The sequence below is a fragment of the Rhizobium atlanticum genome (assembly GCF_030182485.1).
Classification (GTDB): Bacteria; Pseudomonadota; Alphaproteobacteria; order Rhizobiales; family Rhizobiaceae; genus Rhizobium.
In genome coordinates this window covers 17,917-30,228 of the sequence record NZ_JAQJCJ010000020.1, presented here as the reverse complement: position 1 = coordinate 30,228, position 12,312 = coordinate 17,917, and the positions used below count along the sequence as shown (strand labels likewise).

Annotated in this window: 14 protein-coding genes; 10 read left to right on the top strand and 4 right to left on the bottom strand. The window is 60.2% G+C overall.

From position 1 onward, the window contains the following. The first annotated feature begins 305 nt into the window (after nucleotides 1–305). The 5 genes from PH551_RS25520 to PH551_RS25500 all read left to right on the top strand — a co-directional run bounded on the left by PH551_RS25520 (nucleotide 306) and on the right by PH551_RS25500 (nucleotide 3,236). Entirely contained in the window at nucleotides 306–815 is a 510-nt protein-coding gene (locus PH551_RS25520; RefSeq protein ID WP_285195589.1) for an adenylate kinase family protein, read from the top strand. 238 nt (nucleotides 816–1,053) lie between these two features. Beyond that, complete coding sequence (locus PH551_RS25515; protein ID WP_285195588.1) at nucleotides 1,054–1,401, top strand: ArsR/SmtB family transcription factor; 348 nt, start codon at nucleotides 1,054–1,056, stop codon at nucleotides 1,399–1,401. Continuing rightward, nucleotides 1,394–1,897: an SRPBCC family protein gene (locus tag PH551_RS25510; RefSeq protein ID WP_285195512.1), complete on the top strand. Its 504-nt coding sequence runs from the start codon at nucleotides 1,394–1,396 to the stop codon at nucleotides 1,895–1,897. Before PH551_RS25515 ends, PH551_RS25510 begins: the two co-directional genes overlap by 8 nt. 102 nt (nucleotides 1,898–1,999) lie before the next feature. Continuing rightward, complete coding sequence (locus PH551_RS25505) at nucleotides 2,000–2,365, top strand: VOC family protein (RefSeq protein WP_285195511.1); 366 nt, start codon at nucleotides 2,000–2,002, stop codon at nucleotides 2,363–2,365. Nucleotides 2,366–2,408: 43 nt separating this feature from the next. Then, nucleotides 2,409–3,236, top strand: coding sequence for a phosphotransferase (locus PH551_RS25500; protein ID WP_285195510.1), 828 nt, complete (start codon nucleotides 2,409–2,411; stop codon nucleotides 3,234–3,236). A 218-nt stretch (nucleotides 3,237–3,454) separates the two neighbouring features. On the opposite strand, the gene PH551_RS25495 is transcribed toward PH551_RS25500, so the two are convergent. After that, a complete protein-coding gene (locus tag PH551_RS25495) occupies nucleotides 3,455–3,865 on the bottom strand; it encodes a hypothetical protein (RefSeq protein WP_285195509.1) in 411 nt (136 codons plus the stop codon). A 194-nt stretch (nucleotides 3,866–4,059) separates the two neighbouring features. Between PH551_RS25495 and PH551_RS25490 the strand changes: the two genes are divergently transcribed. After that, a complete protein-coding gene (locus PH551_RS25490) occupies nucleotides 4,060–4,920 on the top strand; it encodes an NmrA family NAD(P)-binding protein (protein WP_285195508.1) in 861 nt (286 codons plus the stop codon). 91 nt (nucleotides 4,921–5,011) lie between these two features. Here PH551_RS25490 and PH551_RS25485 read toward each other — a convergent pair whose 3' ends face one another. Beyond that, nucleotides 5,012–5,875, bottom strand: coding sequence for an NmrA family NAD(P)-binding protein (locus PH551_RS25485; RefSeq protein WP_285195507.1), 864 nt, complete (start codon nucleotides 5,873–5,875; stop codon nucleotides 5,012–5,014). Between the two features lie 119 nt (nucleotides 5,876–5,994). Here PH551_RS25485 and PH551_RS25480 point away from each other — a divergent pair, with 119 nt between their 5' ends. The 3 genes from PH551_RS25480 (at nucleotide 5,995) to PH551_RS25470 (ending at nucleotide 8,297) form a co-directional block, all read left to right on the top strand. After that, on the top strand, nucleotides 5,995–6,894 hold the full coding sequence (locus PH551_RS25480) for a LysR family transcriptional regulator (protein ID WP_285195506.1): 900 nt from the start codon (nucleotides 5,995–5,997) through the stop codon (nucleotides 6,892–6,894). Next, nucleotides 6,895–7,743: a hypothetical protein gene (locus PH551_RS25475; RefSeq protein ID WP_285195505.1), complete on the top strand. Its 849-nt coding sequence runs from the start codon at nucleotides 6,895–6,897 to the stop codon at nucleotides 7,741–7,743. It begins immediately after the preceding gene. An 83-nt stretch (nucleotides 7,744–7,826) separates the two neighbouring features. Next, nucleotides 7,827–8,297, top strand: coding sequence for a hypothetical protein (locus PH551_RS25470; protein WP_285195504.1), 471 nt, complete (start codon nucleotides 7,827–7,829; stop codon nucleotides 8,295–8,297). Between the two features lie 163 nt (nucleotides 8,298–8,460). Here PH551_RS25470 and PH551_RS25465 read toward each other — a convergent pair whose 3' ends face one another. Then, nucleotides 8,461–9,231: an SDR family NAD(P)-dependent oxidoreductase gene (locus PH551_RS25465; protein ID WP_285195587.1), complete on the bottom strand. Its 771-nt coding sequence runs from the start codon at nucleotides 9,229–9,231 to the stop codon at nucleotides 8,461–8,463. Between the two features lie 244 nt (nucleotides 9,232–9,475). Beyond that, nucleotides 9,476–11,233: an adenylate/guanylate cyclase domain-containing protein gene (locus PH551_RS25460; protein ID WP_285195503.1), complete on the bottom strand. Its 1,758-nt coding sequence runs from the start codon at nucleotides 11,231–11,233 to the stop codon at nucleotides 9,476–9,478. Between the two features lie 584 nt (nucleotides 11,234–11,817). Here PH551_RS25460 and PH551_RS25455 point away from each other — a divergent pair. Further along, entirely contained in the window at nucleotides 11,818–12,060 is a 243-nt protein-coding gene (locus PH551_RS25455) for a hypothetical protein (RefSeq protein WP_285195502.1), read from the top strand. Nucleotides 12,061–12,312: the final 252 nt, after the last annotated feature.

Sequence of the window (12,312 nt, the reverse complement as noted above, 5' to 3'; positions counted from 1 at the left end):
CTGTGGGACTAATCAACGACATTGAACAGGCCATAGCGCGTGCGAACGCTTTGATAATGCGGAGCGTCACAACTGGCCATGGCGGACCCTCCCACAAACGGCCTTATAATAACATTCGAACCAACTCCTGGCCCGTAACATCACGTAGAATCGGTTCCGTGCAGCGATGCCGCGGACGGTGATCGATGTCTTCGTGGAACGGTTCGGCTAAGCCGATCGACGTCGACATAGTGACGGGCGTGCCGGCTTATTCTCCGTCCGGTAAGACCCTTCTCACCGGATCAAAGCCCGTGATAAAAGCGCTCATGGGCATCAGGAACTATTTGATCGAGGGCAGTTCGGGCACTGGGAAAACCTCTGTCGCTTCCGAACTGGAGCGGCGGGGCTACCATGTCGTCCATGGCGACCGCGTCCTGGCATATGTGGGCGACCCCGAGACTGGCCAGGCGCTGGCGGGACCGCCCGAAGGCGCCGACCGCATTGCCTGGGGATACGCGCATTGGGTCTGGCCTGCCGAAAAGGTCCGGGCCATTGCTGCCGACACCACCCACCCTGTTACCTTCTTCTGCGGCGGCTCGCGCAATTTCCACAAATTCCTGCATCTGTTCGATAAGGTTTTCGTGCTCGACATCGACATTGAGACTTTGAACCGGCGATTGGATGGGCGACCCGATGAGCCGGGCTTCGAGCCGGCCGAGCGGGCTCTGGTGCTCCGTTATCATAAGACCCGGGAGCATCTTCCCGTCGGTATCAATATCGACACCGCGGGCAGCATTACAGGTGTCGTCGACGATATCCTCGCTCAACTCACCTGAAGTCCTCCGCCTGAACGCTGATTATCGGCATCTCCCTTCGTCCCGCCGCAGGCTTTGGGAGCGGCAAACGGCGTGTCGTCGTCGCTGGAATGAGGGCGCGAAGCTGCCGAGATATTCGGCAGCTGTCGACCTGCGCCAGATGATCTTTTTGCCGCCGCCGCGGTTCCTGACTTGAATGACCGGTTTACAGCAGGGGACGCTTGCGCTTCCTGCGCGCGCAGGTTATACACTGAACCATATGGTTCAGTATGAAAGTCCACCCCTCGATCTCTCGTTCGCGGCGCTGTCCGATGCGACCCGCCGCGGGATCATCGATCAGCTTGGGCGAGGGGACGCGTCGATCACCAGTCTCGCGGATCAATTCCAGATGACGCTGACCGGCATGAAGAAGCACGTTCAGGTTCTCGAGCGGGCGGGGCTCGTCGTCACGCAGAAGGTCGGACGGGTGAGAACGTGCCAGCTTGGAAAACGCGGTCTCAAGGCGGAGGCCGAGTGGATCGAGGCTCGTCGCAGGCTGTTCGAGGCCCGCTTCGAAGCATTGGATGAGATCATCAACGAAATGAAACGGGAGGGAAGCGATGACTGAGCAAGTTGAGAGGGCAGGTGGCGCGCAAAACCGCACGTCGGTCGAGCGCAGAGGGGATCGCGAACTTGTGGTAACCAGGACATTCGATGCGCCGCCAAGCACGGTCTACAGGGCGTGGAGCCAGCCCGAGTTGTTCCGGCGCTGGTGGGTGCCAAAATCGGTACCCGGCATTTCGCTCGTATCATGCGATATGGACGTCCGCACCGGCGGCAAATATCGGCTGGAATTCGGCGCCGGCGGTTCGGATACCATGGCCTTCTATGGCAAGTATCTCGAGGTGGTGCCGAACGAGCGTATCGTCTGGACCAACGACGAGGGCGAAGAGGGCGCGATCACGACCGTGACCTTCGAGGATCAAGGCGGGAGAACACTGCTGGTTTTCCACGAAGTCTATCCCTCCAAGGAGGCGCTTGAGGAAGCACTGCAGGGCTCGGCTGTCGCATTGCCGGAGCAGTTGGAGCAGCTCGACGAATTGCTTTCCAGTCCGACCGAGTAGGCACGGCCTCCAGACCGCCTTTGCCGGCCATCCACGCACGTTTGGAACGCAACTCGCCCTGTTTCATTACCGTGGAGGCGGTAAGAAAGGGGAGTTTTGGCGATGCTGATCCAGGGAATCTACGCCGCGCTCGCAACGGCAGACATGGATAGAGCGGAGAAGTATTACACTCGGCTGTTCGACCGGGGACCCGATGATCGCCCCATGGAGGCGTTGATCCAATGGCGCAACGTCGCCGGAGCGAACATTCAAATTTTCCTCGACAAGGAGAATGCCGGGTTCGGCAGGCTGACCATTGTGGTGCCGAAAATGGATGAAGCCCGCAGAGCGCTTGAAGAGATTGGCGTGACGCTCACAGGTGAATCCAAGGGCGACTATGGAAGGATTGCCCAGATCGGGGACCCCGACGGCAATCGCATCACCCTTGCGGAGCCGCCCTCTCGGCCGTTCGATACGCAGCGAAGATAGCGTTCCGCTTGACCCTCTGGTTTGCCCGTGCCTAAGCTTGGGCATGGGCCAACCAGAAATTCCTATCACAGGCGGCGCAGATTCAAATGTTGTCCGGGTCGGCGGCACGGTTCGGCGGGGTGGTCGCGCATGGTCTTCTGCCGTTCTCGACCTGCTTCGCCACGTTGAACGGCAAGGATTTGAAGGAGCTCCCCGCGCGCTCGGCTTCGATGATCAGGGACGCGAATGTCTCACCTACATCGAAGGTGAAGTCGGCTTGGGCAAAGGCTTCATCCCTGATCAACTTGGCCGCTTCGACGTCCGGCTTCCTGACTATGTCTGGAGCGACCGGGCCCTTGTCGAATTAGGGAAATTGCTGCGATGCTACCACGATGCTGCAGCAAGCTTTCCCTGGAATGAGCGCAACTGGCGTCTTCAACCTCAAGAACCCGTCGAGACGATCTGTCACAATGATCTGTCGCCGTGGAATACCGTCTTTCGGGCTGGGCTCCCTGTCGCGTTCATCGATTGGGATGCTGCAGCACCAGGACCACGCTCCTGGGACCTCGGCTTCATTGCGTGGCGTTGGGTGCCCTTCTGGCGTGACGACAAATGCGAAGCGCATGGTTTGCCGAAAGGCGTGCGCGAGAAGGCGCGGCGCTTCCAGCTGTTCCTCGACGCCTATGGGATAAAGCCGGAGATTGAGATCATGCAGGCAGCCATCGAAAGGGTGCGGCAGATGCAGCAACATATGCGCAATCTCGCTGCCTCCGGCTCTGTATGGGAAATGGAGTTGGAACGCCGCGGCGTCCTTGATGAGGGAGCACTCGAACTGGCCTGGATGGAAGAGCACGCAGGGGAATTGGTGCAGCCTCTTGGCGCGTCGTCATAGCCTCTGGATCAGACTGCGCGAGCAAGACAATACCTGGCAAGGTGCGAACGGCATATCGCTTACGCGGAAAAGTTCTAGGCTTGTAAGCCAACGCCAGAAACAGGATTAACAGGCAGTCGCCCGTCCTTTGCGACCAGACCCGTGTCTTGTCAGTGGGCAGTGTTGCAGAACCGACGATCACCACGGTCGGCGGCTTCGAGGTGCCGCCCCCACGCGGTCTACTTGACGACGTTGACGTCGAAAGTCACGTCGCGAACGACCCCATCTCCATAGGACTCCCTGAACGTTGTTTTGTCAGGGCCGACATATCCGGCTGCAGAGGTGTAGTAAACGACCATGCCGGCGGTTTTCACCCCGGCGCATTTCGGAAATTTCTTCGAATTCGCAACTACGTCTTCCGGTACGATTTCGAGTTTCCCATGAGCTGGCGGAGAAACTGTTCGAACGTTCGGACGGCTTGATGGTGAGCAATCGACTTTGAGGTGCCAGGCCTGCCCCAGTCGTGTCCGCTCGGCGCTGACTGCAGTAAGGCTCTTGTTCTCCGTGACGATGCCACCCGAGGTGGTCGTGCAACTCGCCAGTACTGGCAGAAGGAGAGCGGAAATTGCTGCAGCCGAAGTTCGCATCATGGGTGTCCTGTTGCTGATGAGTATGCGTATCACGGCCCATAAAAGCGTCAATCGCGTGAGGCATTGAGCCGCAGGGGCCAAGTCCCGCTGACGAGCTGCAGGCACTCCGATCGGTGAACTGTTCGGGCGACGGCAAGGGAACCTTTGGCAGCGGCGAAGTGTTGTGCTCGGCATGATTGCGGGAGGCATGGCCGATGTACATCATTGTTGGAGGGACGGGGCGGGTCGGTTCAGCCGTGGCGAAGAGGCTGCTCGCTGAGGGCGAACCCGTCACCATCGTCACACGAAACTCTGAGAAGGCGGGCGCATGGCGACGGCGGGGCGCAGAGGTTGCGCTCGCCGACGTCCACGACGTGACCTCGATGCGGACGGTGTTCCGCCGCGGGAAGCGGGCCTTCCTGTTGAACCCGAACGCTGACATCTCGAGCGATACGGATCGGGAGGAACGCGAGACCGTGCGCTGCCTGCTCGAGGCGATCGAAGGCTCGGGACTGGAGAAGGTGGTGGCGCAATCAACCATGGGCGCGCAGCCGGGCGAGCAATGCGGCGATCTCAACGTACTTTATGAACTGGAGGCGGGCCTGAGAAATCAGCCGATTCCCGCCAGTGTTATCCGCGCAGCCTATTACTACAGCAACTGGGATACGATGGCGGGCCACGTCAGGAAGGACGGGGTATTGTCGACCATGCTCCCGGCCGACCTCAGGCTGCCGATGGTCGCGCCGGAGGATCTGGGAAGAGTGGCTGCACGGCTGCTGCAGGAGCCGATCGAACAGATCGGCATATACTCCGTCGAAGGGCCGGAACGATACTCCCCCAATGATGTTGCCGCAGCCTTCGCCGCCGCCCTCGGCCGGACCGTTCGCGTCGACGTGATCCCGCGCGAAGCCTGGGAAGACGCATACCGCAATTTGGGCTTCTCCGACGCGGCGGCTCACTCATATGCCAGGATGACGGCTCTCACCGCCGATGGCCCCGAATATCCCGAGGACTCAATTCGCGGATCGATTTCCCTCCAGACGTACATAGATGGGCTCGTTCGGGACTCGTCCTGACGCGCCTTCGTATGGGACTTATGCCGGGGCAGGCGCCTCGTCTTCAGGTTGCGACCTCCATGGAATCGCTGAAGCCGCCACGGCGGTATCATCAACCGCGTTCGACCAGTTTGCGGATGGCGGTCTCAAAGGTCGTTGTGCCCTTGCGCGATCGGGCCTCGCCACCTTCGAACTCGATCCAGCCTTCATTGAAGCCGTCAAGCATGCGCATACGGGGCCGGGGGTTCTGCATGCCCTGGTTCAAAAACAGCGCTTCCCATGTCTCTCTTGCGACCGGCTCGGCACGGACCCTCTTGCCGAGCACGGCAGAGAAGGCCTCCGCCATCTGCAGCGGCGTGATGCGGGAAGGACCCTCAAGCTCGACGATGCGTTTACCGGTCCAGTCCTCCTGCAGCATTTCAGCCGCAGCAGCGCCGACATCGCGCACGGAAACCATTGGCACGGGTTTGGTGAGCGGCTGCAGAAAGCTTGGCATGATGCCGCTCTCCCTTGCCGGCGCGATGTCCCAGGCTGAATTCTCCATGAACCAGCAGGCGCGCAGGAACGCGACCGGCATCGGGAGTGTCGACATTGCCTGCTCGACGAGGCCGAGCTGGCTCAGCAGATTCTCCTGCTTTGCCTGAGCGCCGATCGTCGACAGGCAGACCACCTTCTTGGGTGACGCCTTTGTGAGGGCGGTCTTCAGTGCTTCGATGATTGCCTTCACCTCCGGGAAACCCGGCGCGGGATCGAAGCTTGGCGGCAGAAGCAGGAAGACGCCCTCGGCGCCATCGAAGGCCGGGGCGAGGTCCGACGCGTCCGTCATTTGAGCAATAGCGATTTCCGCGCCGCGATCCCGCCAGGCGCCTGCTTTTTCCGCATTTCGCAGGACTGCACGGATACGAAGTCCCTGATCCATCAATTTCGCGCCGACCACGGCGCCGACCTGACCTGTTATTCCAGTCACAGCAAACATTCTCGGACTCCTTTTGGCAGCGGCTTGCGCCGCGATGAAATAAAAGATGCGCCAAAGTCGCTTTTGACTGAATTGACCTTTTGTCAGATAGTTCATGATAAAATATCAGGAATTGGATGATGTTCGACGGACGATTGCTGAATGGGGTCAGCGTGCTGGCCGCCGTCGTTGAGAGCGGCAGTTTCGCGCGGGCGGGCGAGGCGCTGGGGCTGACAGCTTCCGGAGTCAGCCGAGCGGTGGCGCGACTTGAGAGCCGCATCGGCGTGCGCCTGCTCGAGCGGACGACCCGTTCCCTGAGGCTCACCGATGACGGCACGCGTTTCTACGAGCAGGTCGTGCCGCTACTTGGCGGCATCGAAGAAGCCGCTGCCTATGCCGCCGGAACGACGCAGACGGTGCGTGGGAGGCTGCGGATCAATGTTGATCCCTATTTTTCGCGGCTGATCCTCGCGCCGAAGCTCGGCACCTTTCTCGATCGCTATCCCGATCTTCAGCTCGAGCTGGTGACAAGGAACGAGATCGGCGATCTTGTCGCCGACGGCATGGATGTGGCGGTGCGCTTCGGCGAAATCCCGGCGAAGAGCTCGCTGATTGCCCGGCAGCTGTTTCGCACGAGGGTGATCACGGTTGCTGCGCCGTCCTATCTTGAACGGCACGGCACGCCGAAGCTGCCTGCCGACCTGACCGATCATACCTGCATCCAGTATCAGAACCCTTTGACGGGCAGGCCTTTCGAATGGGAGTTGCGGCGCGGAAAGAAGGTGGTGCCGATCCAAACGCATGGGCGCATCCTCGTCAATGATGCCGGTACGGCCCTTGCTAGCTGTCTCGCCGGGATCGGCATTGCCCAAGTCTTCTCGCTCGGCATGAAGCCCTATCTCGATTGCGGCCAGCTGGTCGATCTCTATCCGGATTGGCCCGATGAGACCTTTCCGTTGCACTGCTTCTACACCTCCCGCCATCACATACCGGCAAAGGTTCGAGCCTTTATTGATTTCTGCGTCGAAATCGTCGGCTAGATGCCGGTCATGCCGCCGCCCAGTGATTTGCTGCCAAATTTGTACTTTGCCGCGAGTTTTAACAAAAACGCAACCAGCCGTGCGTTTAGCTGCTTCCACCACCGCCTGTACCCGGCGTATGCAGCAGACGTGTATGGAGCGTTTATGCGGAAGTATGTCGCCAACATTGCCTTATGGATCACGGCTGCGGTGTTGGTCGTTGTCACGGTCGTTGCTTGGCACCATGCCCCCGCCGATCGCTTCGGCCTCTTTTGCACGGCGAAGATCAGATATGAGGTAAGCGGCACCGTTCTCGTCGGCGACGAGGTTCTGACATCCTCGGTCAAAACGGAATTCGGACATGCCCGCCAATGGCTCCGGCGTTTCACGTCTTGGGATTGCCAGCAGTCCGAGGGCAAGGCGCTTGCATTCAAGGCTCGCGATGGCCGGGTGTTCCTCATTCCGACCGGCCTATGTCCGTTGGCGGAAGCGGTGATCCGCGATGTCAACGAGGTCGACATCATGAGGATGTGCAAACGGGAGCGGCGTTACCCAACCCGGGCCTATATCGTCTCGACGGCGGATACGCCGACCAGCTGGCAAGCGTTTGACTACTCGAAGACGGGCCCGCTGACGATCGTTGCCATGAATGCCACGGCGTTTCGTTGGGGCGCTTTGGGTGACGATGTCGCGAAGAACGCGCCGCGCCTGCTGAGGACCGATTTCATTCTGCCGGCCAACGGCGCCTCTTGGCTCAGCCCGATCAGGCTTGTGCCTCAGTCGCTCAACATGTTCACCAGGGAACAGTCCTTTCTTTATCGGGCCTATCCCATAGACGGCCCAATTCTGATGAGGGGAACACTTCAATAGGCCCACCCAAGCGCGCATATCTGGCCGTTTTCGTATTGCTGCTGCTTCCGTTTGCACGGACGTGGTACACGAATTCTGCGTATATGAACCGGCCGCCGGAGGTCGCAAAGGAGACCTATATACCGGGTGGCATGCGCATCGAATATATTGGTTCCGGCGAGGGCCTGACACTCGCCGGGTACAACGCGGCTGCGGTCAGGACCGTCCGTCTCGCCGCGAATCTTAACATCATTATCGATGAGCTTGGTATTGGTTTCCTGAATGCCCTAAAGCGTGCCAAGGGACAAGACGATGGTTACGCCCAGTGGATGGAAACGCCGATCAACATCTCTGACCTAGAAACCCGCTCGCCCAAGGATGGTGCGATTCTGGCTGCGTTGCAGAAGCGCTGCGATAAGCAAAAGAACGAACTATTCTACTGCGACGGCTTGGAACGGGCGAAGAAGAATTCGGGCCTGTTCTTCACCCATGGTGATGGAAGGATCGTCATTCTTGAGCCTCGGACATTGCAGATGCACGTCGCCTTCTCTGGGCCATACACAGGTCGTCGATAGGCTGAGGAGCAGCGCGTCCCCTACGAGTCCGGTGGCGGCTCTTTGGGCGACGTAGCACATAGGAGTCGTGAGGACACGCTATCCAGCATCGGCGGGTTCAGGTGCTACGAACGCGCGGCATAAGGCGCTTCGGATCGCCTCTACCGATGGTGTGGCCTCGGACTCACGCCACGGACCATCCCCCGTCCACCAGCAGGTTCGCACCGGTGATCAGGCTCGCAGCCGGCGATGCTAGGAACACGACGGCGCCCACCACGTCATCGGTTTCACCGATCCGGCCGAGGGGAATGTGATCGAGCGTCGCTTGGCGATTGGCGGCGTCGGATAGAAAGGGCGCCGTCCCATCCGTGTGGATGAAGGTCGGCGATACGGTGTTGACGGTGACATTATAGCGGGCCCATTCGGCCGCAAGGCAGCGCGAGAGGTGATTGATGGCCGCCTTGCTCATGCAATAGATCGCCTCGCCGCGCAGCGCCACGGTCCCGGCCTGTGAGCTGATGCTGATGATCCGGCCGCCATTCTGCTTGATCATCTGACGACCGACGGCCTGCGTCATCAGGAAGGTGCCCTTGATGTTGACATCGAGGATCTCGTCGAGGTCCTTCTCCTCGACGAGTTCCGCAAGATTGCCTGGAGCCACGCCGACATTGTTGACGAGGACGTCGATCCCACCAAATGTCGTCAGCGCCGCGTCGACGGCTTGGGCGATATGGCCCTTGTTGGGAAGGTCCAGTTCAACGGCGAGGGCTTTTCGCCCCGCACCCTCGATTTCGGCAACCAGATCCGCCGCCGCTGCGACATTGCGAACTCCCAAAACAATATCGGAGCCTTCCGCGGCACAGGCAAGCGCGCAAGCCCGACCGATACCGCGGCTCGCTCCTGTTACCAAAGTCACTTTGCCCTCAAGGCTGAAGTCCGGCGCATGCCTCTGCATCATGGTTCCTCCCTTGATGAAATCAATTTATGCCAGGGTCGGCGCGGATGCCAGATGCTCTCCGCATGTGCAGGGGCAACCTCGCCCGACCGTAGCGCCGGGGTTCAAGAGAGCCTCATCCTGAGGTGCCCCGCAGGGGCCTCGAAGGACGAGGCGGGCGCTCAGGCGTTGAGACATGCAAGAAGCAGCGTTGCAGCATTCGGTAGCTAACGCCACTATCGGTTCTCGAGGTCAACCCAACACGTCAATTCAGGCCGGCACGGGTAAGTCCTTCGATCAGACGCGCCCGATCCTCGGCGCGGACGAAAGAAGATGTTGCTCCGACCGCGTCCCGTGAGATGTCAGGAACTAGCGATTTAAGCCGTTCGAGCAAGTCCGTGGCAGCCTCCCGGTTGTCGAGAAGTCCGGCACAGGCCGTGCCAATGATCAGTGGAACCGCATGGCCGGACCGCAATCGATGCGCCTCCCGTGCGTAACTCAATCCAAGTTCGTAATTCGCGCCCTGGAAATGAGCCATGGCGTAGTAAAACTGAAAGTCGCCGAGAAAAGCCTCGCGCGGGCTCAGTCTGAGGGCGTAGTCGATGCAAGGAATGGCGTCCGCCGCGCGGCCCCCGTTGGCATGCGCAAGTCCCAACTGGCCGTGTGCAAACGCGGAGTTGGGGTTGATCGCGACAGCCTGGCTGATCGCTGCCACCGCCAGGACATTGTCGCGCGTCGCAAAGGCTATCATCGCCTGCGCAAGGTAAGTCCACGGTTCCTTATCGTCCGCGGCCATGGCTTGTTGGACGACATCCCTGGCAAGGGCCAAGGCATATCCCATGTCCTCCCACCCCTGGAACGCGCGCCACGTGGTAATCCAACCTTTCATGGCGAGCGCCTGGGCATAGCCGGGGGCAAGTTCGATTGCCCGATCGAGCAGCGGGAGCATCTTCCTGCTGCTCTCCTCAGACAGTTGGGAACACAGGAACACCGCCCGCACGACACATTCCCAGGCATCAAGGCCATGATGCGGCTTTGGGCTTTCGCGAGCATGCTCCGCCGCCAGGAGTTCCGGGCCGATGCGGCCGACGACGCTTGCGGTGATTTCGTCCTGAATGGCGAAGATCTCGCCGAGGTCGCCGTCGTACCTCTCGGCCCAGAGATGGACGTCGGAGGCCGCATCGATGAGCTGCGCGGTCACCCTCATCCGGCTGCCGGACTTGCGGACACTCCCCTCGAGAACATAGCGGACCCCGAGTTCGCGCCCGATGGCGCGCACATCCACGGGCTTTCCCTTGTAGGTGAACATCGTGTTGCGGGCGATCACGAAGAAGCCCTTGAGCTTGGATAGCGCAGTGGTGATGTCCTCGGTCAGCCCATCGCTGAAGAAGTCCTGCTCCGGCTCGGCGCTCAGGGCATTGAACGGCAGCACGGCAATGGATGGCCGCTCCGGAAGTGCAGACCTCAACGATGCCGTTCCGGCGGCCGTCCTTTCCTGAAGGGGGCGGTACAGTCGCACCGGCCTTTCCATATTCTTCAGCGCGCGCTCGCCGAGGTATTCGAAGTCGCAGTCAAGCTTGCCCTGGAGGTGATCGTAGGCCGTGCCGGAAATGCAAATGCCCCCCGGATCCGCCAAGGTCTGGAGGCGGGCCGCGATGTTGACGCCATCGCCGTAGAGATCCCCATCGAGCTCGTGGATCACATCACCCAGATTGACTCCGATCCGGAAGACGATGCGTCGCTCCGTCGGGATATCCGCTTGGTTCTCGGCAACCCCCTTCTGGATGGCGACGGCGCACGCGACGGCATCGACGACCGAGCCGAACTCCACGAGCGCACCGTCGCCCATCAGCTTGACGATACGGCCCTGATGCTCGGCCAGCAGCGGATCGATCACCTCCCGGCGCAGAACCTTGAGGGCCGAAAACGTCCCAGTCTCGTCATGTTCGACGAGGCGGGAATAGCCGACGACGTCAGCGGCCAGGATCGCGGCCAGCCGCCGTTCTGCTCTTGCGGTTGCCATGGCTGTCTCCCCTCAGGAGATGCGCCGAATGAAGTCCAGGCGATTGACGCAACATGCACCATCCGGCTGCCCGACACCGCGACCGTGCCGGTTCATGATACCACTGAGACCGTCATGTGGCGACGCTTCATAAGGGTGCCGCCTCCAATGGAACAGGAGCCGCGAAGCGGTCGACGCAAATAGAGTCCGATCCCCGGGCGTGCAAGTCTACTCACGTCTTAGCCCAAATTAACTAAGAAAATCACACAATTAGTAAGTTGATCTGTCGCCGCTCTGATTATAGTCTTTTTATCTTATGGGAAGGCATAAATCCTCCTCCGGCTGCAGAGATCAGTCGGAAATGGAGGTTTTTGCTATGGGCAAAACGTTCTCACGTGTCAGATGGATTGAGTATCGCGCGTTGAAGCCGATAGCCGACTTCCAATGAGGAGAATCCTAACATCCGATTCAGCTCCCGCCGCGAGGCGGGGCGAGGATTCGTAGTCCGTTGGCGACCAGCGCCAGAGGGGAAGCCAGCACATCTCCAAAAGGAACACTCTGGCGCATGCCTGATGTTAGTGAACCCCGATCAAGGAGCATGTACCATGTCCAGACTTACGCTTTCGGTTTTCACCGCCCTCGCACTTCTGCTCGGTGGGCTTCAGTCGACGTTTGCTGCAAGCAGCAATTCACGGGACCAGACCACAACTATGGGCGAAAGCGGCAACCCGCCGCCGAACGACAATGCAGGAAGCAGCAGCGGCACCAAGGACACCTCAACAAACAAGGGCAACCCGGAGAACTTCAACTGCAACGACTGCGGTTCGAGCGGGCCCGGCAACAAATGAGGCTAATCCGGACGGCATCGCGTCCGGACAAACGTAGCAAAGCCAAACCATTGAAGGCTAACTCTGCCGGAGCGGATTTTCGTCAGGCGAAAGGCGTGGCGAGGGCATACTCAAGCTGCCTCCGGCATTCAGGGGTTTCGCAGACTTGCCAGGCGAATCTGCGGGCCCCCTGATCGACCGGCCGGCTTGGCCGTAGGCGTGACTACGACGCGCGCTGGCCGGTCGACCCTCCGAGCCGTTTTGAAGAGTTTC

What these genes read in the sequence shown, in the direction of transcription:
- PH551_RS25485 (WP_285195507.1), bottom strand. Translation starts at nt 5,875, where the DNA reads ATGTTTGCTGTGACTGGAATAACAGGTCAGGTCGGCGCCGTGGTCGGC.
- PH551_RS25470 (WP_285195504.1), top strand. Translation starts at nt 7,827, where the DNA reads ATGAACCGGCCGCCGGAGGTCGCAAAGGAGACCTATATACCGGGTGGC.
- PH551_RS25505 (WP_285195511.1), top strand. Translation starts at nt 2,000, where the DNA reads ATGCTGATCCAGGGAATCTACGCCGCGCTCGCAACGGCAGACATGGAT.
- PH551_RS25465 (WP_285195587.1), bottom strand. Translation starts at nt 9,231, where the DNA reads ATGCAGAGGCATGCGCCGGACTTCAGCCTTGAGGGCAAAGTGACTTTG.
- PH551_RS25460 (WP_285195503.1), bottom strand. Translation starts at nt 11,233, where the DNA reads ATGGCAACCGCAAGAGCAGAACGGCGGCTGGCCGCGATCCTGGCCGCT.
- PH551_RS25520 (WP_285195589.1), top strand. Translation starts at nt 306, where the DNA reads ATGGGCATCAGGAACTATTTGATCGAGGGCAGTTCGGGCACTGGGAAA.
- PH551_RS25475 (WP_285195505.1), top strand. Translation starts at nt 6,895, where the DNA reads ATGCCGGTCATGCCGCCGCCCAGTGATTTGCTGCCAAATTTGTACTTT.
- PH551_RS25455 (WP_285195502.1), top strand. Translation starts at nt 11,818, where the DNA reads ATGTCCAGACTTACGCTTTCGGTTTTCACCGCCCTCGCACTTCTGCTC.
- PH551_RS25510 (WP_285195512.1), top strand. Translation starts at nt 1,394, where the DNA reads ATGACTGAGCAAGTTGAGAGGGCAGGTGGCGCGCAAAACCGCACGTCG.
- PH551_RS25515 (WP_285195588.1), top strand. Translation starts at nt 1,054, where the DNA reads ATGGTTCAGTATGAAAGTCCACCCCTCGATCTCTCGTTCGCGGCGCTG.
- PH551_RS25495 (WP_285195509.1), bottom strand. Translation starts at nt 3,865, where the DNA reads ATGATGCGAACTTCGGCTGCAGCAATTTCCGCTCTCCTTCTGCCAGTA.
- PH551_RS25480 (WP_285195506.1), top strand. Translation starts at nt 5,995, where the DNA reads ATGTTCGACGGACGATTGCTGAATGGGGTCAGCGTGCTGGCCGCCGTC.
- PH551_RS25500 (WP_285195510.1), top strand. Translation starts at nt 2,409, where the DNA reads ATGGGCCAACCAGAAATTCCTATCACAGGCGGCGCAGATTCAAATGTT.
- PH551_RS25490 (WP_285195508.1), top strand. Translation starts at nt 4,060, where the DNA reads ATGTACATCATTGTTGGAGGGACGGGGCGGGTCGGTTCAGCCGTGGCG.